The 24,810-nt window shown below is 70.9% G+C and carries 23 protein-coding genes; 12 read left to right on the top strand and 11 right to left on the bottom strand.

Annotated features, from left to right (window positions below):
* Positions 1-59: 59 nt before the first annotated feature.
* The 3 genes from mctP to ACZ4Z5_RS01465 form a co-directional block, all read right to left on the bottom strand.
* The gene (gene mctP, locus ACZ4Z5_RS01475; RefSeq protein ID WP_468254926.1) at positions 60-1,688 is read right to left on the bottom strand and encodes a monocarboxylate uptake permease MctP; all 1,629 of its coding nucleotides are present in this window, start codon (positions 1,686-1,688) and stop codon (positions 60-62) included.
* Positions 1,685-1,939, bottom strand: coding sequence for a DUF3311 domain-containing protein (locus ACZ4Z5_RS01470; protein ID WP_468254924.1), 255 nt, complete (start codon positions 1,937-1,939; stop codon positions 1,685-1,687). The genes mctP and ACZ4Z5_RS01470 overlap by 4 nt, the downstream gene beginning before the upstream one ends.
* 103 nt (positions 1,940-2,042) lie before the next feature.
* On the bottom strand, positions 2,043-2,810 hold the full coding sequence (locus ACZ4Z5_RS01465) for a GntR family transcriptional regulator (protein WP_468255518.1): 768 nt from the start codon (positions 2,808-2,810) through the stop codon (positions 2,043-2,045).
* A 334-nt stretch (positions 2,811-3,144) separates the two neighbouring features.
* Here ACZ4Z5_RS01465 and ACZ4Z5_RS01460 point away from each other — a divergent pair, with 334 nt between their 5' ends.
* From ACZ4Z5_RS01460 to ACZ4Z5_RS01445, 4 genes are all read left to right on the top strand, one after another.
* Positions 3,145-4,431 (top strand): extracellular solute-binding protein, encoded by a 1,287-nt coding sequence (locus ACZ4Z5_RS01460; RefSeq protein WP_468254921.1) that lies wholly within the window; start codon positions 3,145-3,147, stop codon positions 4,429-4,431.
* 105 nt (positions 4,432-4,536) lie between these two features.
* Positions 4,537-5,529 (top strand): carbohydrate ABC transporter permease, encoded by a 993-nt coding sequence (locus ACZ4Z5_RS01455; RefSeq protein WP_468254918.1) that lies wholly within the window; start codon positions 4,537-4,539, stop codon positions 5,527-5,529.
* A gap of 92 nt (positions 5,530-5,621) precedes the next feature.
* Positions 5,622-6,413, top strand: coding sequence for a carbohydrate ABC transporter permease (locus tag ACZ4Z5_RS01450; RefSeq protein ID WP_468255515.1), 792 nt, complete (start codon positions 5,622-5,624; stop codon positions 6,411-6,413).
* A 5-nt stretch (positions 6,414-6,418) separates the two neighbouring features.
* Positions 6,419-7,942: a glycoside hydrolase family 3 protein gene (locus ACZ4Z5_RS01445; RefSeq protein WP_468254915.1), complete on the top strand. Its 1,524-nt coding sequence runs from the start codon at positions 6,419-6,421 to the stop codon at positions 7,940-7,942.
* A 149-nt stretch (positions 7,943-8,091) separates the two neighbouring features.
* Here ACZ4Z5_RS01445 and nagB read toward each other — a convergent pair whose 3' ends face one another.
* Positions 8,092-8,877: a glucosamine-6-phosphate deaminase gene (gene nagB / locus ACZ4Z5_RS01440; RefSeq protein ID WP_468254912.1), complete on the bottom strand. Its 786-nt coding sequence runs from the start codon at positions 8,875-8,877 to the stop codon at positions 8,092-8,094.
* A 130-nt stretch (positions 8,878-9,007) separates the two neighbouring features.
* Between nagB and ACZ4Z5_RS01435 the strand changes: the two genes are divergently transcribed.
* On the top strand, positions 9,008-10,087 hold the full coding sequence (locus ACZ4Z5_RS01435) for an SIS domain-containing protein (RefSeq protein ID WP_468254909.1): 1,080 nt from the start codon (positions 9,008-9,010) through the stop codon (positions 10,085-10,087).
* Between the two features lie 486 nt (positions 10,088-10,573).
* The gene (locus tag ACZ4Z5_RS01430; protein ID WP_468255512.1) at positions 10,574-12,040 is read left to right on the top strand and encodes a sensor histidine kinase; all 1,467 of its coding nucleotides are present in this window, start codon (positions 10,574-10,576) and stop codon (positions 12,038-12,040) included.
* Between the two features lie 242 nt (positions 12,041-12,282).
* Here ACZ4Z5_RS01430 and ACZ4Z5_RS01425 read toward each other — a convergent pair whose 3' ends face one another.
* Positions 12,283-12,540: a WhiB family transcriptional regulator gene (locus ACZ4Z5_RS01425; protein ID WP_003953983.1), complete on the bottom strand. Its 258-nt coding sequence runs from the start codon at positions 12,538-12,540 to the stop codon at positions 12,283-12,285.
* Between the two features lie 314 nt (positions 12,541-12,854).
* A complete protein-coding gene (locus ACZ4Z5_RS01420) occupies positions 12,855-13,823 on the bottom strand; it encodes a diacylglycerol/lipid kinase family protein (protein ID WP_468254906.1) in 969 nt (322 codons plus the stop codon).
* Between the two features lie 81 nt (positions 13,824-13,904).
* Between ACZ4Z5_RS01420 and ACZ4Z5_RS01415 the strand changes: the two genes are divergently transcribed.
* Positions 13,905-14,315, top strand: coding sequence for a hypothetical protein (locus tag ACZ4Z5_RS01415; protein ID WP_468254903.1), 411 nt, complete (start codon positions 13,905-13,907; stop codon positions 14,313-14,315).
* Positions 14,316-14,425: 110 nt separating this feature from the next.
* Here ACZ4Z5_RS01415 and ACZ4Z5_RS01410 read toward each other — a convergent pair whose 3' ends face one another.
* The 3 genes from ACZ4Z5_RS01410 to ACZ4Z5_RS01400 form a co-directional block, all read right to left on the bottom strand.
* Entirely contained in the window at positions 14,426-15,424 is a 999-nt protein-coding gene (locus tag ACZ4Z5_RS01410; RefSeq protein WP_468254900.1) for an RNA polymerase sigma factor SigF, read from the bottom strand.
* Positions 15,421-15,834, bottom strand: coding sequence for an ATP-binding protein (locus ACZ4Z5_RS01405; RefSeq protein WP_468254898.1), 414 nt, complete (start codon positions 15,832-15,834; stop codon positions 15,421-15,423). Before ACZ4Z5_RS01405 ends, ACZ4Z5_RS01410 begins: the two co-directional genes overlap by 4 nt.
* Positions 15,835-16,117: 283 nt before the next feature.
* Entirely contained in the window at positions 16,118-16,378 is a 261-nt protein-coding gene (locus tag ACZ4Z5_RS01400) for a UBP-type zinc finger domain-containing protein (protein ID WP_468254895.1), read from the bottom strand.
* Between the two features lie 46 nt (positions 16,379-16,424).
* On the opposite strand from ACZ4Z5_RS01400, the gene ACZ4Z5_RS01395 reads away from it, so the two are divergent.
* Complete coding sequence (locus tag ACZ4Z5_RS01395; RefSeq protein WP_468254892.1) at positions 16,425-18,020, top strand: Na+/H+ antiporter; 1,596 nt, start codon at positions 16,425-16,427, stop codon at positions 18,018-18,020.
* A gap of 118 nt (positions 18,021-18,138) precedes the next feature.
* Here the strand turns inward: ACZ4Z5_RS01395 and ACZ4Z5_RS01390 are convergent, their stop codons facing one another.
* Together ACZ4Z5_RS01390 and ACZ4Z5_RS01385 are read right to left on the bottom strand one after the other, a co-directional pair.
* A complete protein-coding gene (locus tag ACZ4Z5_RS01390; protein ID WP_468254889.1) occupies positions 18,139-19,041 on the bottom strand; it encodes a 1-aminocyclopropane-1-carboxylate deaminase/D-cysteine desulfhydrase in 903 nt (300 codons plus the stop codon).
* A gap of 75 nt (positions 19,042-19,116) precedes the next feature.
* A complete protein-coding gene (locus ACZ4Z5_RS01385) occupies positions 19,117-19,707 on the bottom strand; it encodes an N-acetylmuramoyl-L-alanine amidase (protein WP_468254887.1) in 591 nt (196 codons plus the stop codon).
* A 235-nt stretch (positions 19,708-19,942) separates the two neighbouring features.
* Between ACZ4Z5_RS01385 and ACZ4Z5_RS01380 the strand changes: the two genes are divergently transcribed.
* The 4 genes from ACZ4Z5_RS01380 (at position 19,943) to ACZ4Z5_RS01365 (ending at position 24,619) form a co-directional block, all read left to right on the top strand.
* Positions 19,943-21,352: a family 2B encapsulin nanocompartment shell protein gene (locus ACZ4Z5_RS01380; RefSeq protein ID WP_468254884.1), complete on the top strand. Its 1,410-nt coding sequence runs from the start codon at positions 19,943-19,945 to the stop codon at positions 21,350-21,352.
* A 299-nt stretch (positions 21,353-21,651) separates the two neighbouring features.
* Entirely contained in the window at positions 21,652-22,704 is a 1,053-nt protein-coding gene (locus ACZ4Z5_RS01375; RefSeq protein ID WP_468254882.1) for a family 2 encapsulin nanocompartment cargo protein polyprenyl transferase, read from the top strand.
* Between the two features lie 332 nt (positions 22,705-23,036).
* Positions 23,037-23,639 (top strand): GNAT family N-acetyltransferase, encoded by a 603-nt coding sequence (locus tag ACZ4Z5_RS01370; RefSeq protein ID WP_468254879.1) that lies wholly within the window; start codon positions 23,037-23,039, stop codon positions 23,637-23,639.
* 512 nt (positions 23,640-24,151) lie between these two features.
* The gene (locus ACZ4Z5_RS01365; RefSeq protein WP_468254876.1) at positions 24,152-24,619 is read left to right on the top strand and encodes a DUF6304 family protein; all 468 of its coding nucleotides are present in this window, start codon (positions 24,152-24,154) and stop codon (positions 24,617-24,619) included.
* The last annotated feature ends 191 nt before the right edge of the window (positions 24,620-24,810 follow it).

The following is a 24,810-nucleotide window of genomic DNA, read 5'->3' as shown; positions in this document are numbered from 1 at the left end:
GGAAACGCCCGAGGGCCGCCCCTTTGGTACGGGGCGGCCCTTGGGGGAGAAGGGGCCTTTCAGTGGGCGGCGCCGGCTGTGGCGGGCGGCAGTTCGGCCTGGACGCCCGGGTCCCCGGCGTCGGCCGTGTAGTCGGACGGGGAGGTCTCGTCGACGCCGTCCGGGGCCTTCACCGCACGCAGGACGAGGGTGAGGACCACGACCACGGCCACGTTCAGGACGAAGGCGGTCAGACCGATGTAGCCGATCTCACCGATGCCGGGGATGACGTCGGACGATCCGCCGAAGTGCTTCTGCGTCGGGCTGGCGACGCCGTACGCGGCCCAGGTGCCGTAGACCATGCCGGCCGCCCAGCCCGCGAGCAGCGCCCAGCGGTGGAACCAGCGCGTGAACAGGCCGCCGACCAGGGCCGGGAACGTCTGGAGGATCCAGATGCCGCCCAGCAGCTGGAAGTTGATGGCGACTGTCTTGTCCATGGTGAGCACGAAGACCAGCGCGCCGACCTTCACCAGCAGTGACACCAGCTTGGAGACCTTGGTCTCCTGTGCCGGGGTGGCGTCCGGCCGGAGGAAGTCCTTGTAGATGTTCCGGGTGAAGAGGTTGGCCGCGGCGATGGACATGATGGCCGCCGGCACCAGTGCGCCGATGCCGATGGCCGCGAAGGCCACCCCCGCGAACCAGTCGGGGAACATGTTCTCGAACAGCTGGGGGATGGCGAGCTGACCGTTGGTCACCTTCACCCCGGCGGCGATCGCCATGAAGCCGAGTATGGCCAGGAGGCCCAGCATCAGCGAGTAGAGCGGAAGGATGGTGGTGTTGCGGCGGATCACGTTGCGGCTGCGCGAGGACAGGGTGGCCGTGATCGAGTGCGGGTACATGAACAGCGCGAGGGCCGAGCCGAGCGCGAGCGTGGCGTAGGCCCACTGGGACGCCTCGCCGGGCACCAGGGCGCCGCGCGGTTTGCCGGTCGCCGGGTTGGTCTGCGCGAAGGCTTCTCCCGCCTTGGCGAAGACCGTGTCGAATCCGCCCAGTTTGATCGGGATGTAGATGATGGCCACCGCGATCACGATGTAGATCAGGGCGTCCTTGACGAACGCGATCAGTGCGGGTGCCCGCAGCCCCGACGAGTAGGTGTACGCGGCCAGCACGCCGAAGGCGATGAGCAGCGGCAGGTCCTTGACGAACCAGTTGGTGTTCTCGCCGCCGCCCACGCCCATCACGTCCAGCACCGCCTGGATGCCGACGAGCTGGAGCGCGATGTACGGCATGGTGGCGAGGATGCCGGTGAGGGCGACCGCCAGCGACAGGCCCCGGGAACCGAAGCGGCCGCGGACGAAGTCGGAGGTGGTGACGTAGCCGTGCCGGTGGGACACCGACCACAGGCGCGGCAGGAACATGAAGATCAGCGGGTACACCAGGATCGTGTAGGGCACGGCGAAGAAGCCGGCGGCGCCCGCCGCGTACACGGCGGCCGGGACGGCGACGAAGGTGTACGCCGTGTAGAGGTCGCCGCCCAGCAGGAACCAGGTGATCCAGGTGCCGAAGGACCGGCCGCCGAGCCCCCATTCGTCGAGGCTGTGCTCGTTCTCCGCCTTGCGCCAGCGCGCGGCGAGGAAACCCAGGACCGTGACGGCCAGGAAGAAGAAGACGAAGACGCCGAGGGCGACTCCGTTCACACCGTCCTTCATTCCGTCGCACCCCCCTTTGCGGTGCGCGTCCGCTCGTCGTGGCGCCACAGCTTGTACGCGACCATGGTGAGCGCGGTCGAGATCAGTACCCAGAGCATCTGGTACCAGTAGAAGAAGGGGATGCCGCCGACGGCGGGTTCCGTCTTCGCGTACGAGCCGACCCAGAGCATCGCGGCGAACGGTGCGATCAGGCAGAGGGCGACGATCACGCGCAGCGGCGTGATCAGAGGCGGTTTACTCTCGTCGGCCATGTGGCGGCTCCGTCCCTAACGATCACCTGTAGTGGGCAGGCAATCTAGGGCAGGGGTTCCCGCTGAAGGAACCCCCGTCCGCATATCGGTTGTTGATGGCTCGTCAGTTCGCTGCGGGGCGCTGGAGCCGTGCCACGAACTTGTAGCGGTCGCCGCGGTACACGGAGCGCACCCATTCGACGGGCTCGCCGTTGGCGTCCAGCGAGTGGCGGGACAGCATCAGCATCGGCAGGCCGACGTCCGTGCCCAGCAGTCCGGCCTCGCGCGGGGTGGCCAGCGAGGTCTCGATGGTCTCCTCGGCCTCCGCGAGATGGACGTCGTAGACCTCGGCGAGCGCGGTGTACAGGGAGGTGTACTTGACGAGGGAACGCCGCAGTGCGGGGAACCTCTTGGCGGAGAGGTGGGTGGTCTCGATGGCCATGGGCTCGCCGCTGGCCAGCCGCAGCCGCTCGATCCGCAGCACCCGGCCGCCGGGGGAGATGCCGAGGAGTCCGGCCAGGGAGTCGTCGGCGGTCACATAGCCGATGTCGAGGAGCTGCGAGGTGGGCTCCAGGCCCTGGGCCCTCATGTCCTCGGTGTACGAGGTCAGCTGGAGGGCCTGCGACACCTTGGGCTTGGCGACGAAGGTGCCCTTGCCCTGGATGCGTTCGAGCCGGCCTTCGACCACCAGTTCCTGGAGGGCCTGGCGCACGGTGGTCCGGGAGGTGTCGAACTCGGCCGCGAGGGTCCGCTCCGGCGGCACCGGGGTGCCCGGCGGCAGGGTCTCCGTCATGTCGAGCAAGTGCCGCTTGAGGCGGTAGTACTTGGGTACGCGTGCGCTGCGGGTGCCCGCCCCCGACTCGGTCTCCGTGGTGCCCCCGTCCGTGGCCATGGCCTGCCTTCCCGACTCGTGTGCTGCCGTCACCGGCTCCTCCGTCTCGTAGCGGCCCGGGTGGGCCGGGCGGTGTCACCCGGCCGCGTGCGGGTCCACTGCGCGGCTCACATGGTGACACGGGCCGGTCACACGTCGTCTCCCCGAGCCAGGTGTCGGTCGGATAACGGATGACGCGCCCCTCTTATACACCCTTGACACCCCTAAAGGTCTAGGCCAAGCTCCGGGTTACTGGTCTAAACCATTAGAGATCAGGGCCCAGCCCCAGAGGGAGTACGCGTCATCGTCTTCGCGGCGGGCGGGGGATTGCAGGCATCCCTGTGAGGAGGGTGGCGTGAAGCGCAAGCTCATCGCGGCGATCGGTGTCGCGGGCATGATGGTCGGCCTTGCGGCCTGTGGCTCCGGTGACGGGAAAGGCGGCGGCGACAAGTCCGCGGAGGCGAAGACCCTCACCGTCTGGCTGACGGTGGACGCCCAGAACAACTGGCCCGAACTGGTCAAGGCCGCCGACGACGCGATCGTCAAGAAGCACCCGGGCCTCGAGATCAAGCACGAGTACTACGGCTGGCCGGACAAGAACGCCAAACTCGACGCCGTCCTCGCCACCGACAAGGCCCCGGACGTCGTCGAGATGGGTAACACCGAGATGCTCGGCTACATGGTCAAGGGCGCCTTCGCCGAGGTCGACCCGGCGAAGTTCGAGAACTCCTCCTCCTGGCTCGACGGCCTCAAGGGCTCCGTCACCTTCGGCGGCAAGACCTACGGCGTCCCCTACTACGCCGGCGGCCGCGTGGCCACCTGGCGCAAGGACGTCGCCGCCGAGGCCGGGGTGCCCGCGACGCCGAAGACGTACGCCGAGCTCACCGCCGCCCTCGACAAGATCCAGGCGAAGAAGGGCGCCAAGTTCAGCGCCTGGTACCAGCCGTCCCGCGACTGGTACGCCGCGATGTCCTTCGTCTACGACGCCGGCGGCTCCATCGCCAAGGAGGAGGGCGGCAAGTTCAAGGCGAGCCTGTCCTCGCCCGAGTCCGTCAAGGGGCTCAAGGAGTTCAAGAACGTCCTCGACAAGTACATGAAGGGCGACAAGACCAAGGACGAGGCCGACCGGCCCATCGTCTACGGACAGGGCCAGTCCGGCATGATCTTCGGTGCCGGGTGGGAAGGCGCCGACGCCGCCACTCCCGAGAAGGACAAGACCGGTGGCAAGCTCAAGGACAACCTCGAGTCCTTCGTGATGCCCGGCCCGTCCGGCAGCCCTCTCCCGGTCTTCCTCGGCGGTTCCGACCTCGCCGTCCCGGTCAAGTCCAAGGCGCAGGACCTCGCCGCCGAGTGGATCGCCGCGTTCACCGGGGCCCAGGGCCAGAAGGGCCTGATGGGCAAGGGCAACCTGCCCAACAACAAGACCGACCTCGCCGCCCTCAAGGCCGACCCGAAGACGCTCGTCCCGGCCACCGCCGCCGAGAAGAGCTGGTTCATCCCGACGGCCACGGGCTGGAGCCAGGTCGAGAAGGCGCAGACGCTCCAGACGATGCTGCAGGCCATCGCCACCGGCAAGAAGTCGGTCGAGGACGCGGCCAAGGAAGCGGACGCGGCCATCGACAAGGTCATCAACACCAAGTGACCCCGCCGCAGGGCCCCTCGGCGCACACGGTGCGGAGGGGCCCTGCGCGAGCCAGCACCACCCCGCATCACTCGCACCAGGAGAGGGACCGCTGAGGAGCGCGCCATGAGTGCCGCAGACACCACCACCGCCAAGGCGCCGCCGACGCGGCCCACGTCATCGCCGGGCGCCGGAGCCGCCGTCCCGGGCCGTCCGGGGACCACGCGAGGCGGCGGGGGACTGGTGCCCTGGGCACTGCTCGCCCCCTGCCTGATCGTGCTGGCGCTCGTCCTCGGCTATCCGCTGGTCCGGCTGGTCCGGCTGTCCTTCCAGAACTTCGGCCAGGCCCAGTTGTGGGGCTTCCAGGAGCCCACCTCCGCGGGCCTCGACAACTTCGCCAGGATCCTCGGGGACGGCGAGTTCTGGGCCGTGGTGCTCCGCACCGTGGTCTTCGCCGGCGGCGCCGTGCTGCTCACTCTGGTGCTGGGCATGCTCATAGCCCTGCTCCTCCAGCGGGTCTCGCCCTGGGTGCGGACACTGGTCAACGTCGCCCTGGTGGCGAGCTGGGGGATGCCGGTCATCGTCGCCGTCACCGTCTTCAAGTGGATGTTCGACACCGACTACGGCGTCCTCAACTGGGTCGTCGACCAGCTCCCCGGTGTCGACTTCATCGGTCACAACTGGTTCTCCAGCGGTCCGCAGGGCCTGGCCGTGATCATGCTGCTGGTGGTGTGGGGCGCCGTGCCGTTCGTCGTGATCACCCTCGGCGCCGGACTCACCCAGGTGCCCAAGGAACTGGAGGAGGCCGCCCGGCTCGACGGCGCCGGTGCGTGGGGCGTCTTCCGCTACGTCACCATGCCGATCCTCAAGCCGATCGTCGTGATGCTGGCGACGCTCTCGGTGATCTGGGACATGGGCGTCTTCGCCCAGGTCTGGCTGATGCGCGGCGGACACCCGGAGGCCGAGTTCCAGCTGCTCACCACCTACTCCTACGACAAGGCGTTCGTGGTCAACGACTACTCGGGCGGCTCCGCGATCGCCCTTGTCACCGTGCTGCTGCTGCTCGGTGTGGTGGCCGTCTACATGCGTCAGATGCTGAAGATCGGAGAGGTCGAGTGAGCACCGCGAGTGCACAGGGCGTCGCGAAGACCGCCGCCGTCACGGGCCGGGCCGGGGGCACGCGCCGCAGGAGGACCAGGGCCGGCTGGAACCTGCTCGGACTGCTCGTCTTCGTCACAGCCGGCTTCCCCGTCTACTGGATGCTCAACACGGCGTTCAAGCCGGCCAAGGACGCCATCGACCCGAACCCCCACTTCTTCCCCTGGCCGCTGGAACTGGGCAACTTCGAGCGCGCCCTGGACATCGCCGACTTCTGGGGCCCGGTCGGCCGCAGCCTCGCCGTATCGGCCGTCACGGTCGCCATCGGGATCGTCGTCGGGCTGCTCGCGGCGCTCGCGATCTCCCGGTACGCCTTCCGCGGCCGCAAGGTGGTCATCGTCGGCGTCCTCGCCGTCCAGATGGTCCCGCTGGTCGCCATGATCATCCCGGTGTTCCTGCTGCTGAACGACCTCGGGCAGTACGACCGGCTCAGCGGGCTGATCATCACCTATCTGACCTTCATCCTGCCCTTCACGGTGTGGACGCTGCGCGGCTTCATCGTCAACATCCCCAAGGAGCTGGAAGAAGCCGCGATGGTCGACGGGTGCAGCCGCACCGGCGCGTTCGTCCGGGTCGTCTTCCCGCTGCTCGCCCCCGGGATCGTCGCCACCTCCGTCTACGGGTTCATCCAGGCGTGGAACGAGTTCCTCTACGCGCTGATGCTGATGAGCCAGAACAACCAGACGGCGACCGTCTGGCTCGGCAACTTCACCACCAAGCACGGAACCGAGTACGCCCCGATGATGGCCGGCTCGACGCTGATGGCCGTGCCCATCGTGGTCCTCTTCCTCCTCGTCCAGCGCAAGATGGCCGCCGGCCTCACGGCCGGCGCCGTGAAGGGATGACGGACATGCCGACCCTCGCCCCGGATACGGACACTCTGACCCGCGACGCCCTGGCCGTCCTCCAGCCGGGCTTCCAGGGCACGACCGCGCCCGACTGGCTGCTGCGCCGGCTCGGCGAAGGCCTCGCCTCGGTGGGCCTGTTCGGCCGCAACATCGCGTCCCCCGCCCAACTGGCCGCGCTCACCGCACAGCTCCGGGCCGAGCGGGACGACGTCCTCGTCGCCATCGACGAGGAGGGCGGTGATGTCACCAGACTCGAAGCGCGCAGCGGATCGTCGTTCCCCGGCAATCTCGCCCTCGGTGCCGTCGACGACACCGGCCTCACCCGGGACGTCGCCCGCGAACTCGGCAGGCGCCTGGCGGAGTGTGGTGTGAATCTCAATTGGGCCCCGTCCGCGGATGTCAACTCAAACCAGGACAATCCTGTTATCGGAGTGCGGTCGTTCGGGGCCGGTCCGGAGCTCGTCGCCCGGCACACCGCAGCCTACGTGGAGGGATTGCAGAGCGCCGGAGTGGCCGCCTGCACCAAGCATTTCCCAGGTCACGGGGACACCGCCGTCGACTCGCACCACGCCCTGCCACGCATCGACGCCGGCCTCGACACCCTCCACGCACGTGAACTCGTACCGTTCCGGGCGGCGATCGCCGCGGGCTCCCGCGCGGTGATGAGTGCGCATATCCTGTTGCCCGCGCTCGACCCCACCCGGCCGGCCACCCTCAGCCCGCGGATCCTCACCGGTCTGCTGCGCGGGGAACTGGGCTACGACGGGCTGATCGTCACCGACGGCATGGAGATGCAGGCCATCGCCGCCGGCTACGGCATCGAGCGCGGCAGCGTACTGGCCATCGCCGCGGGCGCCGACGCGATCTGCGTCGGCGGCGGTCTGGCCGACGAGGCGACCGTACTGCGGCTGCGCGACGCGCTGGTCACGGCTGTCCGTGACGGCGAACTGGCGGAGGAACGACTGGCCGACGCCGCTGCCAGGGTGCGGGCCCTCGCGTCCTGGACTCAGGACGCACGGCGGGCCAGGGGGGCTTCGACGGGGCCGGGCGCGGCGGTTCAGGAGGGGACCGCGCCCGGTGCCGACATCGGGCTGGCCGCCGCCCGCCGAGCCCTGCGGGTGACGCGCTCCGGCCCGTACGAGCTGCCCGCCCGGGCGCCGTACGTGGCCGCCTTCACACCCGTCGCCAACATCGCGGTCGGCGACGAGACCCCGTGGGGGATCGGCGCCGAACTGGCCCGGCTGCTGCCCGGCACGGAGACCGGCACCTACGGGCGGAACGAGTCGTCGGCCGGGGCCGTCCTCCAGGACGCGGGGGACCGCAGGATCGTGGCCGTGGTGCGCGACGCCCACCGCCACCCCTGGATGACGGCCGCGCTGGAAGCCCTGGTCGAGGCCCGGCCCGACACGGTGGTCGTCGAGATGGGACTGCCGCAGGCTCCTGCCCGCGGTGCGCTGTACATCGCCACGCACGGGGCGGCCCGGGTCTGCGGGCTCGCCGCCGCGGAGGTCGTCGCCGGACGGTGACTGACCGCCGCCCTTCGAGAGGCGACGACGGGGGCCGGGACCCCGGAGAAGGGGGGTCCCGGCCTCCGTCGTCGCCCGCCGCGGTCGCCGCAGGCCGTGGGCGGCCACCTGCGGGCCCGGATGGCCCCGAGACCCGCGTCGGGGTGCTCCTACAGGCCCTGCCAGGCGGGCTTCGCGGCGTAGGTGGCGCGGAAGTAGCCGGCGAGCGCCAGCCGGGAGGCGGCGGCCTCGTCCACGACGACCGTCGCGTGCGGGTGCAGCTGGAGCGCGGACGCGGGCACGAGCGCCGAGACGGGCCCCTCCACGGACCGGGCGACAGCCTCGGCCTTTCCCTCCCCGGTGGCCAGCAGCACCAGGTGCCGGGCCTCCAGGATGGTGCCGATGCCCTGAGTGATGACGTGGTGCGGGACCTGCTCGATGTCGTCGTCGAAGAAGCGCGCGTTGTCCACGCGGGTCTGCTCGGTCAGTGTCTTGATGCGGGTGCGGGACGCCAGCGACGAGCAGGGCTCGTTGAAGCCGATGTGCCCGTCCGTGCCGATGCCGAGCAGCTGGAGGTCCACCCCGCCCGCCTCGGCCAGCGCCCGGTCGTAGGCCTCGCAGGCCGCCGGTACGTCGTCGGCGGTGCCGTCCGGGCCGAAGAAGGAGTCCTCGGTGAGCCCGAGCGGCTCCACGACCTGGCGCAGCACGGTGGACCGGTAGGACTCGGGATGGCCGGCCGGCAGCCCGACGTACTCGTCGAGCTGGCATATCCGGACCCGCGAGACGTCCACGGCGCCGGAGCGCACCTGCGCCGTCAGTGCCTGGTAGACGGGCAGCGGGGTCGAGCCGGTGGCGACACCGAGGAGGGCGTCGGGTGTGCGGCGGACCAGCGAGGCGATGGCCTCCGCGACGGTCGAGCCGACTGCCGTGGCGTCCGGGACGATGACAACTTCCACGTGTGGCCTGCCGTTCTGCTGGTGGACTATGTGGTTTAGACCAATCGGGTTCAATCTAGCAGAGCGGGATCCCCCCGACGGGGGGATGCTGTCCCGGAGACGGTCGTCCACGACTTCAGGGAGGCAGAGCATGTCCGGCACCGGTCCGGCCGCCCACGCCGCACAGTCGGAACGCCCCGGCCGGATCATGTCCGGCGAGATCGCACAGCAGCCGGCGGTACTGCGCCGCATCCTGCGGGAGGCCGCCCCGGGCATCCTCGGGACCGCCGGACGGATCGCGGCCCGCAGACCCCGATTCGTCCTCCTCACCGCGCGGGGCACGTCCGACAACGCGGCGCTGTACGCCAAGTACCTGCTGGAGATCCGGCTCGGCCTGCCCTGCGGCCTCACGTCGATGTCCACGACCACGGCGTACGGCGCCAAGCCCGATCTCACCGACGTCCTCGTCATCACCGTCAGCCAGTCCGGCGGATCGCCCGACCTGGTCGCCTCGACCCGGGCGGCCCGGGAGGCCGGGGCCATCACCCTCGCCGTCACCAACAACCCCGACTCGCCGCTGGCGGCCGTGTCGGAGTACCACATCGACATCCTGGCCGGCCCGGAGAAGGCCCTTCCCGCCACCAAGACCTACACCGCGTCGCTGCTCGCCCTGTACCTCTTCGTCGAGGGGCTGCGCGGTGGCGAGGGGACCGCCGCCAAGGTGCTGCCGGAACTCGCCGAGCAGATCCTGGCCCGCCAGGACGAGGTGAAGTCGCTCGCCGCCCGCTACCGGTTCGCCGGACGCATGGTCATCACCTCGCGCGGTTACGGCTACCCGACCGCCAAGGAGGCGGCGCTGAAGCTGATGGAGACCAGCTACATCCCGGCCCTGTCCTACTCGGGCGCCGATCTGCTGCACGGCCCGCTCGCCATGGTCGACAACATCTCGCCCGTCATCGCCGTCTGCACCGACGGCAGGGGCGGCGAGGCGCTGAGGCCGGTGCTGGACCGGTTGCGCGGCCGCGGGGCCGACCTCGTGGTCTTCGGGCCGCGGGACCGGGTCGCGGAGGCGTCGGCCGGCTTCGTCCTGCCCGCGGAGGGGGTACCCGAGGAGCTCCAGCCGATCCTGGAGATCCTGCCGCTCCAGCTGCTGGCCTACGAGGTGAGCGTCGCCCGCGGTCAGGACCCGGACGCCCCGCGGGCGCTGGCGAAGGTCACCGAGACCCACTGACGGAAACCGGGGCCCGCTGATGGAAACCGGGACCCGCTGACGCAAGCAGGGGCCCGCTTGGGGGTGTGAACACCGAAACCGGGATCCACCGGACGGAAAGAAGCGGGAGAACCGCGGAGGAGCGGGTCGCACCCGCGGGTCGCACCCGCGGGCCGCGGCGCCGCGACGGGACCCTCAACCCGTCCGGCACCGCAGCCCGGAGCAACCCCGGCGACAGGTGTGCGGTCCTGCGGCCGGTTGAGGCCGGGGCGCAGTCAGGGCAGAGAGCGCCACGTGCCTCTATCCGCCCCCTGTGCGGTGGAGGGCGGAGGTCCTGCCCGGGTTCCGGAGATCTCTCCCCCGTGTCCACCCGGTCGAGCATGATTGTGGATTAGACCACTCGATCGTGTCCATCCATCGGAGGACAGCATTTCACGTTCTACCGCTACCACGGACCGTACATCCAATCGGCCCGGTCGCGCGGGTACGCTCGCACATGTGCCCTCCATGAACGACCTCGTACGCCAGCACACCGATCTCGGCGACACCGACCTCGAGTGGCTGCACCTGCTGGTCTCGGAGTGGCAGCTGCTCTCCGACCTCTCCTTCGCCGACCTCGTCCTCTGGGTCCCCACCCTCGACGGCACCCGCTATGTGTCCGTCGCGCAGATGCGGCCCAACACCGGACCCACCTCCTATCAGGACGACATGGTCGGCCATCTCGTTCCCCGCGGACGGCGGCCGCTGCTCGACGCCGCGCTCGACGAGGGCCGGATCGTGCGCGAGGGGGACCCCGAGTGGCGCGAGGAGGTCCCGGTCCGCGTCGAGTCCATCCCGGTCCGCCGCGACGGCCGGGTCCTCGGCGTCATCGCCCGCAACACGAACCTGCTGACCGTCCGTACGCCGTCGCGGCTGGAGCTCACCTATCTGCAGAGCGCCTCCGACCTGGCCCAGATGATCGCCGCCGGTGCGTTCCCCTTCCCGGGGCAGCAGGTCGACATGGACGCCTCGCCCCGCGTCGGCGACGGTCTGATCCGGCTGGACGCCGACGGCAACGTCCAGTACGCGTCCCCCAATGCCCTGTCCGCGTACCACCGGCTCGGCCTCGCCTCCGACCTGGTCGGACAGCACCTCGGCCAGATCACCGCGGAGCTCGCCCCCTCGCGCGGCCCGGTCGACGAGGCCCTGGTGAAGATGGCCAGCGGCTACGCGCCGCGGGAGTTCGAGGTCGAGGGCAGCGGCGGTGTGATCCAGCTCCGGGCCATCCCGCTCAAGCCCAAGGGCCCCCGGATCGGCTCGCTGGTGCTGCTCCGGGACGTCACCGAACTGCGGCGTCGCGAAAGGGAATTGATCACCAAGGACGCGACCATCCGGGAGATCCACCACCGGGTGAAGAACAACCTCCAGACCGTCGCCGCGCTGCTGCGCCTGCAGGCTCGCCGGATGGAGTCCGCCCCGGCGCGCGAGGCGCTGAACGAGGCGGTGCGCAGGGTCGGTTCGATCGCGATCGTCCACGAGACGCTGTCCCAGAACCTGGACGAGCGGGTGGAGTTCGACGAGATCGCGGACCGGGTGCTCGCCATGGTCGCCGAGATCTCGCCCGGCATGGTCTCCTGCCGGCGCAGTGGCCGCTTCGGCATCCTCGACGCGGAGGTGGCGACCCCGCTGTCCATGGTGCTCACGGAGGTCCTGCAGAACGCGCTGGAGCACGCCTTCGCGCCGGGGGAGCACGGCACGGTCGAGGTCTCGGCGGTGCGGGGCGGGCAGCGGGAGGACAGCCGGCTGCTGATCACCGTTCAGGACGACGGCTGCGGACTGCCCGAGGGCTTCGACCCGCAGAGCGCGGGCAATCTCGGCCTGCAGATCGTCCGCACCCTCGTCGAGGGCGAGTTGGGCGGCACCTTCGACATGGTGCCGGCCCCGGAGCGCGGCACCAGGGTCGTTCTGGACATCCCGGTACAAGCCCAGAAATAAGCCCACTTGAAGTGAGTAGAGCCCGCGAGTCGGGCCTCGGACAGGCCCGTAGACGGCCGGGTCGGCAGGTGGAGCGGCAGGCGCCGTGCACGGCGGGAAGCGGTGTGCACAGCAGCGAGCCCCGGGCCGTGAAACGGTCCGGGGCTCGAATGCTGTGGGTTACTACTGCGCGCTGCTGCTCGGGGACGGTGAATGCGTACGCTCCATACGCGCCGCCGGGCTCAGGCTCGTAGCGGTGGCGCTCAGGCGCTGGCGTTGCGCGCCCGGTTACGAGCGGCGCGACGCTTCATGGCGCGGCGCTCGTCCTCGCTGAGGCCACCCCAGACGCCGGAGTCCTGGCCGGACTCGAGCGCCCACTGCAGGCACTGCTCCATCACGGGGCAGCGACGGCAGACGGCCTTGGCTTCCTCGATCTGCAGCAGCGCAGGACCGGTGTTGCCGATGGGGAAGAACAGCTCGGGGTCTTCCTCGCGGCAAACGGCGTTGTGACGCCAGTCCATGGCTGCTACCTCTCTTGGTTACATGCGATTGCTTGTGAATGTGAACGCTTTCACGAATCCCCCCGCAAGGGAAGGGCCGACACCCAGTTGCCTGGTGTGGTCCTTGGTGTGAGGAGGGGGTTCGGGCTCTCTGCGGAGGCCGGTCTTGCGGGCCGTCCCGATCGCCAAGAAGAGATTCGCAAACCTCGGCGGCGGATACAACCCCTTCCGGAAAGTTTTTTTTGATTCTTCGGTGTCGACTAGGTCACAGCCGTACTTCTATGGGGTGGATCCGCGGGAAAACGTTCGACTGAAAGGAGTTTTGCTCGTTCCGCTCACACAATCACACGCAGTGCACGGCGAACGCCTGTGAACGTCACGCTCGTACGCAGCCCCAGGTGGTCACCATCCATCTGGAAGGGCAGCGGGACCTTCGAATGCAAGGCGAAGTCGGTCAGATCATGGAATGAGGCGACATGTTTGCCACTCGGTCCGCGTTCCGGACCAGACGTGAGCAACTGTGTCGCATAGCGGGCAACCGACACCGTGGACAGCCGGCGCAGACCGAGTACGTCGAGTGCGGTGTCGAAGGAGGCGCGGGGTGCGGCGTACACCGGACGGTTGCCCAGATACGTCCAGGGAGTGGTGTTGCAGATTATGGACAGCGCGAGACCGGTCACCGGCTCCTCGCCGGCTCGCTCCAGAGTGATCGCACCGCTCCTGCGGTTCGGCTCCTCCAGGAACTGGCGCAGCGCCTGGCGTATGTACAGCGCGTGAGTGGAGCGCCTGCCCTGCTCCCGGTGGTGCTCGACCCGGCCGACCACCCCGGCGTCGAAGCCCAGGCCCGCGCAGAAGGTGAACCAGCGGGCCGGTACCCCCTCGTCCTCGGTCCCCGGCGTACCCGCGGCGAGACCCAGTCCGACCGTGCGCTCGCGCTTCTCGGCCAGTGCGTCCAGAATCGCGCCGGTCGCCTCGACCGCGTCGTTCGGCAGTCCCAGTGCGCGGGCGAAGACATTGGTGGAGCCGCCCGGCACGACCGCGAGCCGGGGCAGTCCCTCCGGGTCGGGGCCGCCGTGGAGCAGTCCGTTGACGACCTCGTTGACGGTGCCGTCGCCGCCGAGCGCGACCACCAGGTCGATGTCGCCGGCCTCCGCGGCCCCGCGGGCGAGGTCCCGGCCGTGTCCCCGGTACTCGGTGGTGACGGCCTCCAGCTTCATCTCGGAGGCCAGCGCGTGGATCAGGACGTCGCGCGTGCGGGCACTGGTGGTGGTAGCCGCCGGGTTGACCACGAGGAGTGCGCGCATGCTCAGCAGCCTACCTACTGCGGGGTACCCGGCCCAGACCGGGTTCCGGGCCGTGCGGGCGCCTCCGGCTACCCTTTCGGGGTGACCACTGAGCAGAACCCCCGCCCCGCCCGCCTCACCGCCGCGGCGGCGCTCACCGGCCTCGTGGGCCTGGCCGTGGCCGCTGGTGGCGCGTACATGCTCGTGATGGGTCTGCTGGGCCGGCCCGAGAGCGCGCAGCAGGCCGCGACCGGCGGACTGACGCTGATCGTCCTGTCCCTGATCCCGCTGATCGCCGCACGCGGGCTGCTCAAGCAGCGCAGCTGGAGCCGCGGCCCCGCCCTCATCACCCAGCTGATGGCCCTGATCCCGGCCTGGACGCTGCTGCGCAGCAGCGGTCCGCTGATCCCGGTGGGCATCGTGCTGGCCGTCGTCGCCGTGGCCGGCCTCGTCCTCCTGGTCAACCCGGCCACCGCCCGCGCACTGAACGCCGGCGGCGCCCGCGGCGCCTGAACGGTCTCGTAGGACTGAACGGCCCCGGGAATGAAAGACCGCCGGGACCGAACGCCCTGGGAACGAACGGCCCCTTGAATCCGCCCCGAGGGCAGGAGCCGGCAGCCGTCTCACTCCTCCACGAGGAGCTTCTCGCGGAGCTGGGCCAGGGTCCGGGCCAGCAGCCGCGAGACGTGCATCTGGGAGATGCCGACCTCCTGCGCGATCTGCGACTGGGTCATGTTGCCGAAGAACCTCAGCAGCAGGATGCGCTTCTCGCGCGGCGGCAGGTCCTCCAGCAGCGGCTTCAGCGATTCGCGGTACTCGACGCCCTCCAGCGCCTCGTCCTCCGCGCCGAGCGTGTCCGCCACCGCGGGCGACTCGTCGTCGGTGTCCGGAACGTCCAGGGAGAGGGTGGAGTAGGCATTGGCCGATTCCAGACCCTCCAGCACCTCCTCCTCCGAGATGCCGAGCTTCTCGGCCAGCTCGTGCACCGTCGGGGAACGTCCGTGCATCTGGGACAGCTCCGCGGTCGCCGTGGTCAGCGACAGCCGCAGCTCCTGGAGCCGTCGCGGCACCCGGACCGCCCAGCCCTTGTCACGGAAGTGGCGCTTGATCTCGCCGACGACGGTGGGCGTCGCATACGTGGAGAACTCCACCCCGCGCTCCGGGTCGAACCGGTCCACGGACTTGATCAGACCGATCGTCGCGACCTGCGTCAGATCGTCCAGCGGCTCGCCGCGGTTCCGGAACCGCCGCGCCAGGTGCTCCACCAGCGGCAGGTGCATCCGCACCAGCCGATTGCGGAGCTCGGCACGCTCCGGGGAACCGTCGGGAAGCCGGCGCAGCTCGATGAACATCGCCCGCGCACCACTGCGGTCCTGCTGCGACTGCTGCTCTTGCTCGGTCATATGGGCCGCCCTCCCCCAGTGAACCGCCTGGGTGGTACCCCCAGCCTGCGCCTGCTCCGCCACGGCCGTGCGGCCGTCAAGTCCGTCCACCGGATGGGGCCTGGCCTGCTGCTCCGGGATGCCTCCCGGAACGAGCGTCGGCTCCGCCGGAGCCGCTCGACCTCGTTCCGGCTGTGGGATGCGCTCCTCGTCACGCACCGGACCGTCCCCGTTCCTCACGCCGGCCCGGGACCCGCGCCGCGCTGTTTGTACAGGCTGATGCCGACCGTCTTGTCCTCGGCGACCGAGGAGTCGACCTTGCCGGCGAGCGCCGACAGGACCGTCCAGGCGAAGGTGTCACGCTCCGGGGCGCGCCCGTCCGTCGTCGGGGCCGAGACCGTGACCTCCAGCGAATCGTCGACCAGCCGGAAGACGCAGCTGAGGACGGAGCCGGGCACCGCCTGCTGGAGCAGGATCGCGCACGCCTCGTCGACGGCGATCCGGAGATCCTCGATCTCGTCGAGGGTGAAGTCCAACCGTGCCGCGAGACCGGCCGTGGCCGTACGCAGCACCGACAGGTAGGCGCCCGCAGCGGGCAGCCGGACTTCCACGAAGTCCTGGGTCGCGGGCTCGCCTGCGATCTGGGACACCCTCACCTCCAAGGTGGCACATGCTCATTCGGGGGATCCGGGGAAAGGGGGCCCCGGAGCCGGGCGGCACGACGGCGGCACGCCGTCCGCGTCGTTCCGCCGTGACGCTATCGCGATCCATGGTGCCGTGTCGCCGGGCCCCCTCACCCGGACGTCCTCCACGGCTGTCACTCATGGTAGGCACATGAGTACGCACAGTGGCTAGGGGTCTGCGGCTCCCAATTGGGGGGAACCTGCGTCACCTTGACGCGCCGACCAGGCGCCCGTCCTCTCTACCCATGGGTCACACGATCGAACCGTCGACATAACACCAGCGCCAGGGCATCCCCGGCTCATGGCTCCGCATGACCGGATGCCCGGTCTCCTTGAAGTGCCCCGTCGCGTGCCGCAGCGGCGACGAGTCGCAGCACCCCACATGTCCGCAGGCCAGACACAGCCGCAGCTGGACCGGGTGGGTTCCGGCCGCGAGGCACTCCGTGCACGTCGCCGACGTCGGACGGGGCTCGGGGTGCGGCTGTTCTGCCAGGTGCGGGCATGCGCTCATGATGGCCAGGGTACGGCGCGGCCCGGGGAGAGGACGGTACGGACGGATGAACGCATTGTCACTGGTGGCGCTGATCGCGGTGAGCGCCACGGTCGCCGGGCTGGCCCGCCGTACCCCCGTGCCCGCGCCCCTGCTGCTGGTCACCGCGGGACTGGCGGCCTCTTACGTCCCCGGCCTGCCGGAGTACGCCCTCGACCCGCACATCGTGCTGCCCCTGGTGCTGCCGCCCCTGCTGCACACCGCTGCGCTGGAGAGCTCGTACCTCGACCTGCGGGCGAACATCAGACCCATCGCGCTGCTCTCCGTGGGATACGTCCTCTTCGCCACCGTCGCCGTCGGCTGGCTCGCCCACCTGATGGTGCCCGGCCTGCCGCTGACCGCCGCGCTGGTACTGGGCGCGGTCGTCGCCCCACCGGACGCCGTGGCCGCCACCGCGATCGCCCGCAGGGTCGGTCTGCCGCACCGCATCACCACGATCCTCCAGGGCGAGTCGTTGGTGAACGACGCGACGGCGATCACCGCGTTCAGGGTGGCGGTGGCCGCCGCCGTCGGGGAGGGCGCGAGCTGGGCGGGCGCCATCGGCGAGTTCCTGCTCGCCGCGGTGGGCGGCATCGGTGTCGGACTGGTGCTCATGGTCCCGCTGCACTGGCTGCGGACCCGGCTGACCGAACCCCTGCTCCAGAACACGCTCTCCCTGCTCATCCCCTTCGTCGCCTACGCGGCTGCCGAGCAGGTCGGGGCCTCCGGCGTGCTCGCGGTCGTCGTCGTCGCCCTCTACCTCGGCCACCGTTCCTGGCAGGTCGACTTCGCGACCCGGCTCCAGGAGGCGGCGGTGTGGAAGATGGTCGCCTTCATCCTGGAGTCGACCGTCTTCCTGCTGATCGGGCTCCAGCTGCCGGTGGTGCTGCGCGGACTCGGCTCCTACGGGGGCTGGCAGGCCGCGCTGTCCGCCCTCGGGGTGTTCGTCGCGGTGGTCGTCGTCCGCTACGTCTGGGTCTTCCCGGCCACGTTCGTGCCGCGCGCGCTCTCGCCGCGGATCAGGGAGCGCGAGCCCGGCGTGGACTGGAGGGCCCCGGTGACCGTCGGCTGGGCAGGCATGCGCGGAGTGGTCTCCCTGGCCATCGCCTTCTCCGTGCCCGTGGCGGTCGACGGCGAGCCGTTCCCGGCGCGCGACCTGGTGCTCTTCCTGACCTTCACCACGGTCATCGGCACCCTGGTCGTGCAGGGCCTCACGCTGCCCGCGCTGATCCGTGCCCTGAAGTTCCCGCCCCGCGACCCGCAGGCCGAGACCCTGGCCGAGGCCCAGGCCCAGAGCGAGGCCTCGCGGGCCGCGGAGGAACGGCTCGGCCTGCTGCTCGCCGACGAACGCAACCGCCTCCCGCAGCCGCTCGCGGACCGGCTGCGGAACGTCCTGGAGCGGAGGCGCAACTCCGTGTGGGAGCGCCTCGGAGCGGTCAACGAACTGACCGGGGAGACGGCAGACGACACCTACCGCCGGCTGGCACGGGAAGTGATCCACACGGAACGCCAGGTGTTCGTGCGGCTGCGTGACGAGCGGCGGATCGACGACGAGATGATGCGGACCCTGCTCTTCCGGCTCGACCTGGAGGAGGCGGCCGCCTATCGGGAGGGTTCGATGTGACGGTACGGACTCGGTGTCGCGGCACGGGCCTGACGGGGCGGTACGGGCCCGATACGGCGTACGGATTCGGTGTGGAGTACGGCCTCGACGCGACGGTGGGTACGGGCCCGCGGACGCCCTACGGCCGGCCGGTGACGACCGCGGCGATCCGTGTCCCGGGGGCGAAGGCGCCCTCCGACACAAGTGCGGTGAGCCCGTACAGCATTTTGGCCACATACAGTCGTTCCAGTGGCACTCCGTGGCACTGTTCGAACTCCTCGGCGAATGCGTCGAGCTCGGGTGTCGTCCGTGCGTAGCCCCCGAAATGGAAGCGTTCTTCGAGCCGCCAGTCCCCGGCGGGACCGCCGAAAGCGGCGCGCTGCAGGGTGCGTATCTCCTCGCCGAGGAAGCCTCCCCTGAGCACCGGGAAGCCCAGGGCACGCTGCCCCGGCCCCAGGCCGGCGGCGAGTCCGGCGAGCGTGCCGCCCGTGCCGCAGGCCACCGCGACCACGTCGGCGGCTCCCCGCAGCTCCCTGCCGAGCTCCGTGGAGCCCTGCGCGGCCAGGGCGTTGCTGCCGCCCTCCGGGACGACGAAGCAGTCGCCGAAGGGCCGGACGATCCCGGCCAGCACCTCCGGCTCGGCCTTCCGCCGGTAGGTCGTACGGTCCAGGAAATGCAGACGCATGCCGTCGGCGGCACAGCGGGCCAGCGACGGATTGAGCGGCCTGCCGGCCAGTTCGTGGCCGCGCACCACTCCCACCGTCGCGAAGCCGAGCAGCCGGCCGGCGGCCGCCGTCGCCCGCAGATGGTTCGAGTACGCGCCGCCGAAGGTGAGCAGGGTGCGCCGGTCCTCGGTGGCGGCGGCCTCAAGGTTCGGGACCAGTTTCCGCCACTTGTTGCCCGGCAGATCGGGATGGATGAGGTCGTCCCGCTTCAGCAGCAGCCGCACCCCGTGCAGCGCGAAGCGCGCGTCCGGCACCTCCTGCAACGGCGACGGCAGCCGCGGTCGCAGGGCGGAGAGGTCGAGCGCTTCGCTGGTCACCCGGCCATTGTCACCGGGACCGGCCGACGGCCGGTCCCGGTGCTGCCGCGGTCCCGTGGACCCGGGCGTCCGTGATCAGCCGAGGCGGGCGCGGATCCGGGCCCTCATCGCGGCCATGGTGAAGCCGCGTGGGTCGATCTTGCCCGGCTGCCACTCCAGGTGCCCGATGACGGAGCGTTCGGTCCAGCCGTGCTTGCGGCAGATCGCCGCGGCGGCCTTCTCGATGGCCAGCAGCTGGGCCTCCGGCCAGGGGTCCTCTCCGTCGCCCAGGTTCTCGCACTCGAAGCCGTAGAAATGTCGGTTCCCGTCGGTGTTGGCCTCGTTGTCCGGCGGGAGGGGAGCCTCGGCGATGACGGCGCGCAGCACGTCGTCGTCGCCGAGCCCCGCGTGGTTGGCCCGGCCGTAGCCGACCAGGTGGACATGGCCGTTCTTGGCTATGACGCCGTGGCAGAGCGGACCGGGCAGGCCCTCGTAGCCGTCCCGGCAGATGCGCACCGTGTTCGCGGTGCCGCTCGTGACGGAGTGATGGATCATCACCCCGTGCACGGGCCCCCAAGGGCCTTTGTGGTTGCGGTTGTGGGTCTCCCATTCGCCGACTTCGACGACGGTGAGCCCTTCGTTTCTCAGAGCCGTCAGGAAACTGCCTGCGGACATGGGTGGGGCCATGGCCGCCTCCTTTGCAGTTGAGCGGATCGTCTCCCTCGGCTTGTACCGGAGCGTTACCCGTGTGGGCTACAGCTATCGCACAACGTACGAGCCGATCCGGTCATTCGTGGCCGGTGAACGCCGCGATGCCCCCTCCGATAAAGATCTAGTCCCACTCATTTGTGTAATGGTGTCGGCACTGTGCGTGCTGAAAGTCTTTTCCTGCAGGTCAGCCCATGATCGAAAGGGACACTAGATGTCGGTCGAGGCAGGTTCCGAGGTCCGCGCAGACGCGTCGCGCCAGCAGAGTCTTGGCACGGCGGCCGCGCGGAACTTGGCGACCACCACCAAGTCCGCGCCGCAGATGCAGGAGATCACCTCCCGGTGGCTGCTGCGGATGCTGCCGTGGGTGCAGGTGCAGGGCGGCACCTACCGGGTGAACCGCCGGCTGAGCTACGCGGTCGGCGACGGACGCGTGACGTTCGTCCAGACCGGCGACCGTGTGGAGGTCATCCCCGCCGAGCTCGGCGAACTGCCCGCGCTGCGCGGGTACGAGGACGACGACGTGCTCACCGAGCTCGCCCAGCGGTGCACCCAGCGGGCGTTCGCGCCCGGCCAGGTGATCGCCGCCACGGGCGACCGCGCGGACCGGGTGTTCCTGCTCGCGCACGGACGGGCCGAGAGGATCGGCGCCGGACCGTACGGCGAGGAGGCGGTCCTCGAAGTCCTCGCCGACGGCGCGTACTTCGGCGACGGGGCGCTGCTGGACGAGGACGGCGTCTGGGAGCACACCACCCGTGCCGTCACCCACTGCGTCGCCCTGGAGCTCACCCGGCAGGACGTGCTGAACCTCGCCGACCGTGCCGGCTCGCTGCGTGACCACCTCACCCGGGTGCGCTCGCTGCCCCGCCAGCGCACCAACAAGTACGGCGAGGCGGAGATCGAGCTGGCGGCCGGCCATGTGGGCGAGCCCGTCATCCCGCACACGTACGTGGACTACGAGGCCACGCCCCGCGAGTACGAACTGAGCGTCGCCCAGACCGTCCTCAAGGTCCACAGCAGGGTCGCCGACCTCTACAACCAGCCGATGAACCAGACCGAGCAGCAGTTGCGGCTCACGGTCGAGGCGCTCCGCGAGCGCCAGGAGCACGAGCTGATCAACAACCCGGAGTTCGGTCTGCTGCACAACTGCGACTTCGGGCAGCGCCTCCAGCCCCATGACGGCGTCCCCGGACCCGACGACATGGACGAACTGCTCAGCCGGCGCCGCGGCAACAAGTTCTTCCTGGCCCACCCGCGCGCCATCGCCGCGTTCGGCCGCGAGTGCAACCGGCGCGGCCTCTACCCCGACTCGGTGGAGGTCGCAGGACACCATGTGCCCGCCTGGCGCGGAGTGCCGATCTTCCCCTGCAGCAAGATCCCCATCAGTGACGCCCGCACCACCTCCATCCTCTGCATGCGTACCGGCGAGGCCGAGCAGGGCGTCATCGGCCTCCAGCAGAGCGGCATCCCCGACGAGATCGAACCCAGCCTGTCCGTGCGCTTCATGGGCATCGACGAGCAGGCGATCATCTCCTACCTGGTGACGGCCTACTACTCGGCCGCGGTGCTCGTGCCGGACGCGCTCGGCGTACTGGAGAACGTCGAGGTCGGCCGCTGGAGGTGAGGGAGCCGGACCGGCATCCCGTCCGGCCGTGGTGCGTGCGGCGCCGGAGGCCCCGGCCGCCCGTACGCACCGTGCCGGAGGGCCCGGCCGTGCCCCGGCCGCCCGCCCGTACGCACCGCGCCGGAGGGTCCGGCCGTACGCACGCACCTGCCGGAGGCCCGGCCGTACGCCCGCACGCACCGTGCCGGGCACCACCACCGCAGCGCGCATCACCGGAGCGCCGCACCACCGCAGCGGCGCAGCGCGAGAGCGCACCGCCATGCCCGCCACTCCCGCGAGTCTGCCGAGGAAGTGATCGCATGACCCTCACCAGTACCGGCACGGAACACGCCACCGGGGGACCCGAGGCGACCGTTCTGCTGGAGCGGAGCCGTACGGCCGTCCACCCGGAACTGCGGCGGACCGTCGAGTCGTTGCCCGGCCCCATCCGCCGCGTCGCCATGTACCACTTCGGCTGGGAGCACGCCGACGGCACGCCCGCGGCGGGGCGGGCCGGGAAGGCCATCAGGCCCGCGCTGGTCCTCGCCGCGGCCCGCGCGCTCGGCGGGGACCCGGACCACGCCGTCCGGTCCGCCGCGGCCGTGGAACTCGCCCACAACTTCACCCTGCTGCACGACGACGTCATCGACGAGGACGTGACCCGCCGCCACCGTCCCACGGCGTGGACCGTGTTCGGCACCGCGGATGCGATCATCGTCGGGGACGCGATGCTCGCCCAGGCGCTCCGCCTCGTCGCCGAGGACCCGCACCCCGCGGCTTCCGCGGCGTCGGCGCGGCTCGCGGCCTGCGTGGTCGAACTCTGCGCCGGCCAGCAGGCCGACTGCGCCTTCGAGGCCCGGGACCCCGGCGAGGTCACCCTCGACGAGTGCCTCGGCATGGCCGAGGCCAAGACGGGCGCCCTGCTGGGCTGCGCATGCGCCTTGGGCGCGCTCTACGCGGGGGCGGGGGAGGAGGAGGTCGAGGCGATGGACGCCTTCGGCCGCGAGGCGGGTCTCGCCTTCCAGCTGATCGACGACCTCATCGGCATCTGGGGCGACCCCGACCGCACCGGCAAGCCCGTCGGCGCCGATCTGGCCGCCCACAAGAAGTCCCTCCCGGTGGTGGCCGCACTGGCCTCCGGCACCCCGGCCGCGGCCGAACTCGCCGAGCTCTACCGCGGTCCCATGGACCCTGTGGCCGTCCGGCGTGCGGCCGAGGCCGTGGACCGGGCAGGCGGCCGGGACTGGGCACAGGTCCAGGCGGCGGACCGGATGGCAAGGGCGATCCACCACCTGTCCCGTGCCGTACCGGACCTGTCGGCGGCGGGCGATCTGCTGGCCCTGGCGGAGTTCGTCACCCGCCGAACGCTCTGACCTCGCGGCGTCACGGAGCGACCGGGCAGGGGAGGGGCAGGGAGGGAGGGGCAGGGAGGGAAGCGCCGAGGGCGCGAAACGGCCCATCGGACGGTGCCCTGTACGGCACCGTCCGGTGGGCCATTGGGCCGCCCGGCGTGAGCGGCGCCGCGGCCGGACCGGCCCAGGGGACCCGTGACCCTCCGGGTGCTGCCTCCGCCGGCCCTCCGGCTTCTGCCCCGGCCTGCCCCGCGGTCCGCCCGGCGGAACGGTCCAACTCTAGGATCACGTACGAGAGTTCACCGAGCTGACCGAACCGGCCCGACCGGCCGGGCGGATGAGAGGCGGACGGCGTGGGCACAGCGATGAGGCGAGCGGGGCGGGACGACCGGGAAGCGGTCGCGACACTGCTGGACAGGGCGTTCTTCGACGATCCGGTGAGCTGCTGGGTCTTCCCCGGGGAGGAGCACCGCCGCAGGGCGCACCACAGGCTCATGGGGGCCTTCCTGGACGTCGTCCTCGAAGAGGGCTGGGTGGACGTCACGGAGGACTGTGCCGCGGCCGCCCTGTGGCTGGACGTGCCTGCGGGGGAGCCCGAGGAGGAGGACGAGACCCCGGTCCGCCTGCGGGAGGCGGCCGACCCGGACAACGAGCGGGCGGAGCTGATCGGGCGGCTCACCGCTGCGGTGCACCCGCACGACCGGGCGCACGCCTATCTCCTGCTGATCGCGGTGACGCCGGAGCGGCAGGGCGAGGGCCTGGGCGCGGCGCTGATCGGGTCCGTGCTGGACCGGTGCGACCGTGACGGTGTGGCGGCGTACCTGGAGGCCAGCAGCCGGCGCAGCACCGGGCTCTACGAGCGGCTCGGGTTCGCCTTCACCGGGACCACGGTGGACCTGCCGGACGGTCCGCAGATGTGGCCGATGTGGCGCGACCCGGTCACCGCTCGTACGTGATCCTGCGCGAGCCGTTCCTCACGGGTCCGCTGCTCCCGTCGGCCGGAAGAGGTGGGGCACAACTGTCCGTACCGGCCTAGTCTGGGTGTATGGGCAGCGGACACGCCGGTGGCGCCCATCGGAGCGCCGGCACCCGGGGCAGCGAGGAGCGGATGAGCGGCCGCCCCGAGGGCGGGCACGTCTGCGCCGTCTGCGGACAGCACGTGGAGACGGTCGTGAGACGCCACAAGACGCTCGGGGCGTACGTGCCGATCTGGGCACCCGGACCCTGCCACAACCCCGCGTGCCCCGCGCACGTCCCGAAGCAGTCGGGTGATCCGGCGCCGGACGCGCGTGGGCCGGGCGAGGGCGGACCCGGCGTCGCACCCCCTGCGGGGAGCCGTCCAGGTGACGCTCCGGGGCCTCGCGGGGGCCCCTCCCACCATGCCCCGGGAGACGTCACCCAGGAGGACTAACGGCCATCGGGTGACCTGCGGCGCAGCGCGGGCGTTCGGACCGCTACAGTCCGCGCCATGTCAACCGAAGTCTGGTCCGGCTGGTTCCGGGACCGCCATGGTGCGGAAGCAATCACGATCACGAGGGACGGAGACCAACTCCGCACCCGGATCAGGGATGTGGAGTTCGTGGGCGGACGATTCGACGCCCTGGAACCGGTGGTGGGCACACCGCCGGAGCAACTGGCCTTCACCGTCGCGGCGGGTGTGCTCTGCGAAGGTGTTCTGGAGTGGGACCTGCCCCTCACGGTCGTGGACACCGGCGGCACGGTCCAGCAGGCCACCCTGCACTGCCTGCTGACCCTCGGCCGCACGGCCCCCTCCGGCGGGGCGATCCGTTCCGAGACCGCGCTCGCCCTCCACCTCGGGGGCGCCGCCTACGCCTCGGCGTACTCGGACGCGGGCTTCGAGGCGGCGCTCGACGCGATCGAACGCCAGTTGCCGCCGGGCGTCGCGCTCCAGGCTCGTCCGTACGCGCGCGCCTGACCCGCCCCGGGGCGGTCGGGCAGCGGGTGCGGTCCTGCAGAGCAGGGCACGAGGAGGCGGGCCGGACGGGGCGATGACGGAGCGACGGCGGGCTCCGGCCGGGCGGGAGTAGGCGTTCCCCGGTCCCGGCCCGGGCCGGGACGGCGTTCCGCCCGCCGACGCGGACGCCGTCGGCCTGCACGGTCCGCCGT

The sequence above is a fragment of the Streptomyces sp. NPDC030222 genome, assembly GCF_055573115.1.
Note: the sequence above shows the minus strand (reverse complement) of the source record. Positions and strands in the feature narration are given on the sequence as shown.

Bases quoted from the DNA above. Each gene is read 5' to 3' on its own strand.
- mctP (WP_468254926.1), bottom strand. From the start codon at position 1,688: ATGAAGGACGGTGTGAACGGAGTCGCCCTCGGCGTCTTCGTCTTCTTC.
- ACZ4Z5_RS01470 (WP_468254924.1), bottom strand. From the start codon at position 1,939: ATGGCCGACGAGAGTAAACCGCCTCTGATCACGCCGCTGCGCGTGATC.
- ACZ4Z5_RS01465 (WP_468255518.1), bottom strand. From the start codon at position 2,810: ATGGCCACGGACGGGGGCACCACGGAGACCGAGTCGGGGGCGGGCACC.
- ACZ4Z5_RS01455 (WP_468254918.1), top strand. From the start codon at position 4,537: ATGAGTGCCGCAGACACCACCACCGCCAAGGCGCCGCCGACGCGGCCC.
- ACZ4Z5_RS01445 (WP_468254915.1), top strand. From the start codon at position 6,419: ATGCCGACCCTCGCCCCGGATACGGACACTCTGACCCGCGACGCCCTG.
- ACZ4Z5_RS01435 (WP_468254909.1), top strand. From the start codon at position 9,008: ATGTCCGGCACCGGTCCGGCCGCCCACGCCGCACAGTCGGAACGCCCC.
- ACZ4Z5_RS01430 (WP_468255512.1), top strand. From the start codon at position 10,574: ATGAACGACCTCGTACGCCAGCACACCGATCTCGGCGACACCGACCTC.
- ACZ4Z5_RS01425 (WP_003953983.1), bottom strand. From the start codon at position 12,540: ATGGACTGGCGTCACAACGCCGTTTGCCGCGAGGAAGACCCCGAGCTG.
- ACZ4Z5_RS01420 (WP_468254906.1), bottom strand. From the start codon at position 13,823: ATGCGCGCACTCCTCGTGGTCAACCCGGCGGCTACCACCACCAGTGCC.
- ACZ4Z5_RS01400 (WP_468254895.1), bottom strand. From the start codon at position 16,378: ATGAGCGCATGCCCGCACCTGGCAGAACAGCCGCACCCCGAGCCCCGT.
- ACZ4Z5_RS01395 (WP_468254892.1), top strand. From the start codon at position 16,425: ATGAACGCATTGTCACTGGTGGCGCTGATCGCGGTGAGCGCCACGGTC.
- ACZ4Z5_RS01385 (WP_468254887.1), bottom strand. From the start codon at position 19,707: ATGGCCCCACCCATGTCCGCAGGCAGTTTCCTGACGGCTCTGAGAAAC.
- ACZ4Z5_RS01380 (WP_468254884.1), top strand. From the start codon at position 19,943: ATGTCGGTCGAGGCAGGTTCCGAGGTCCGCGCAGACGCGTCGCGCCAG.
- ACZ4Z5_RS01375 (WP_468254882.1), top strand. From the start codon at position 21,652: ATGACCCTCACCAGTACCGGCACGGAACACGCCACCGGGGGACCCGAG.
- ACZ4Z5_RS01365 (WP_468254876.1), top strand. From the start codon at position 24,152: ATGTCAACCGAAGTCTGGTCCGGCTGGTTCCGGGACCGCCATGGTGCG.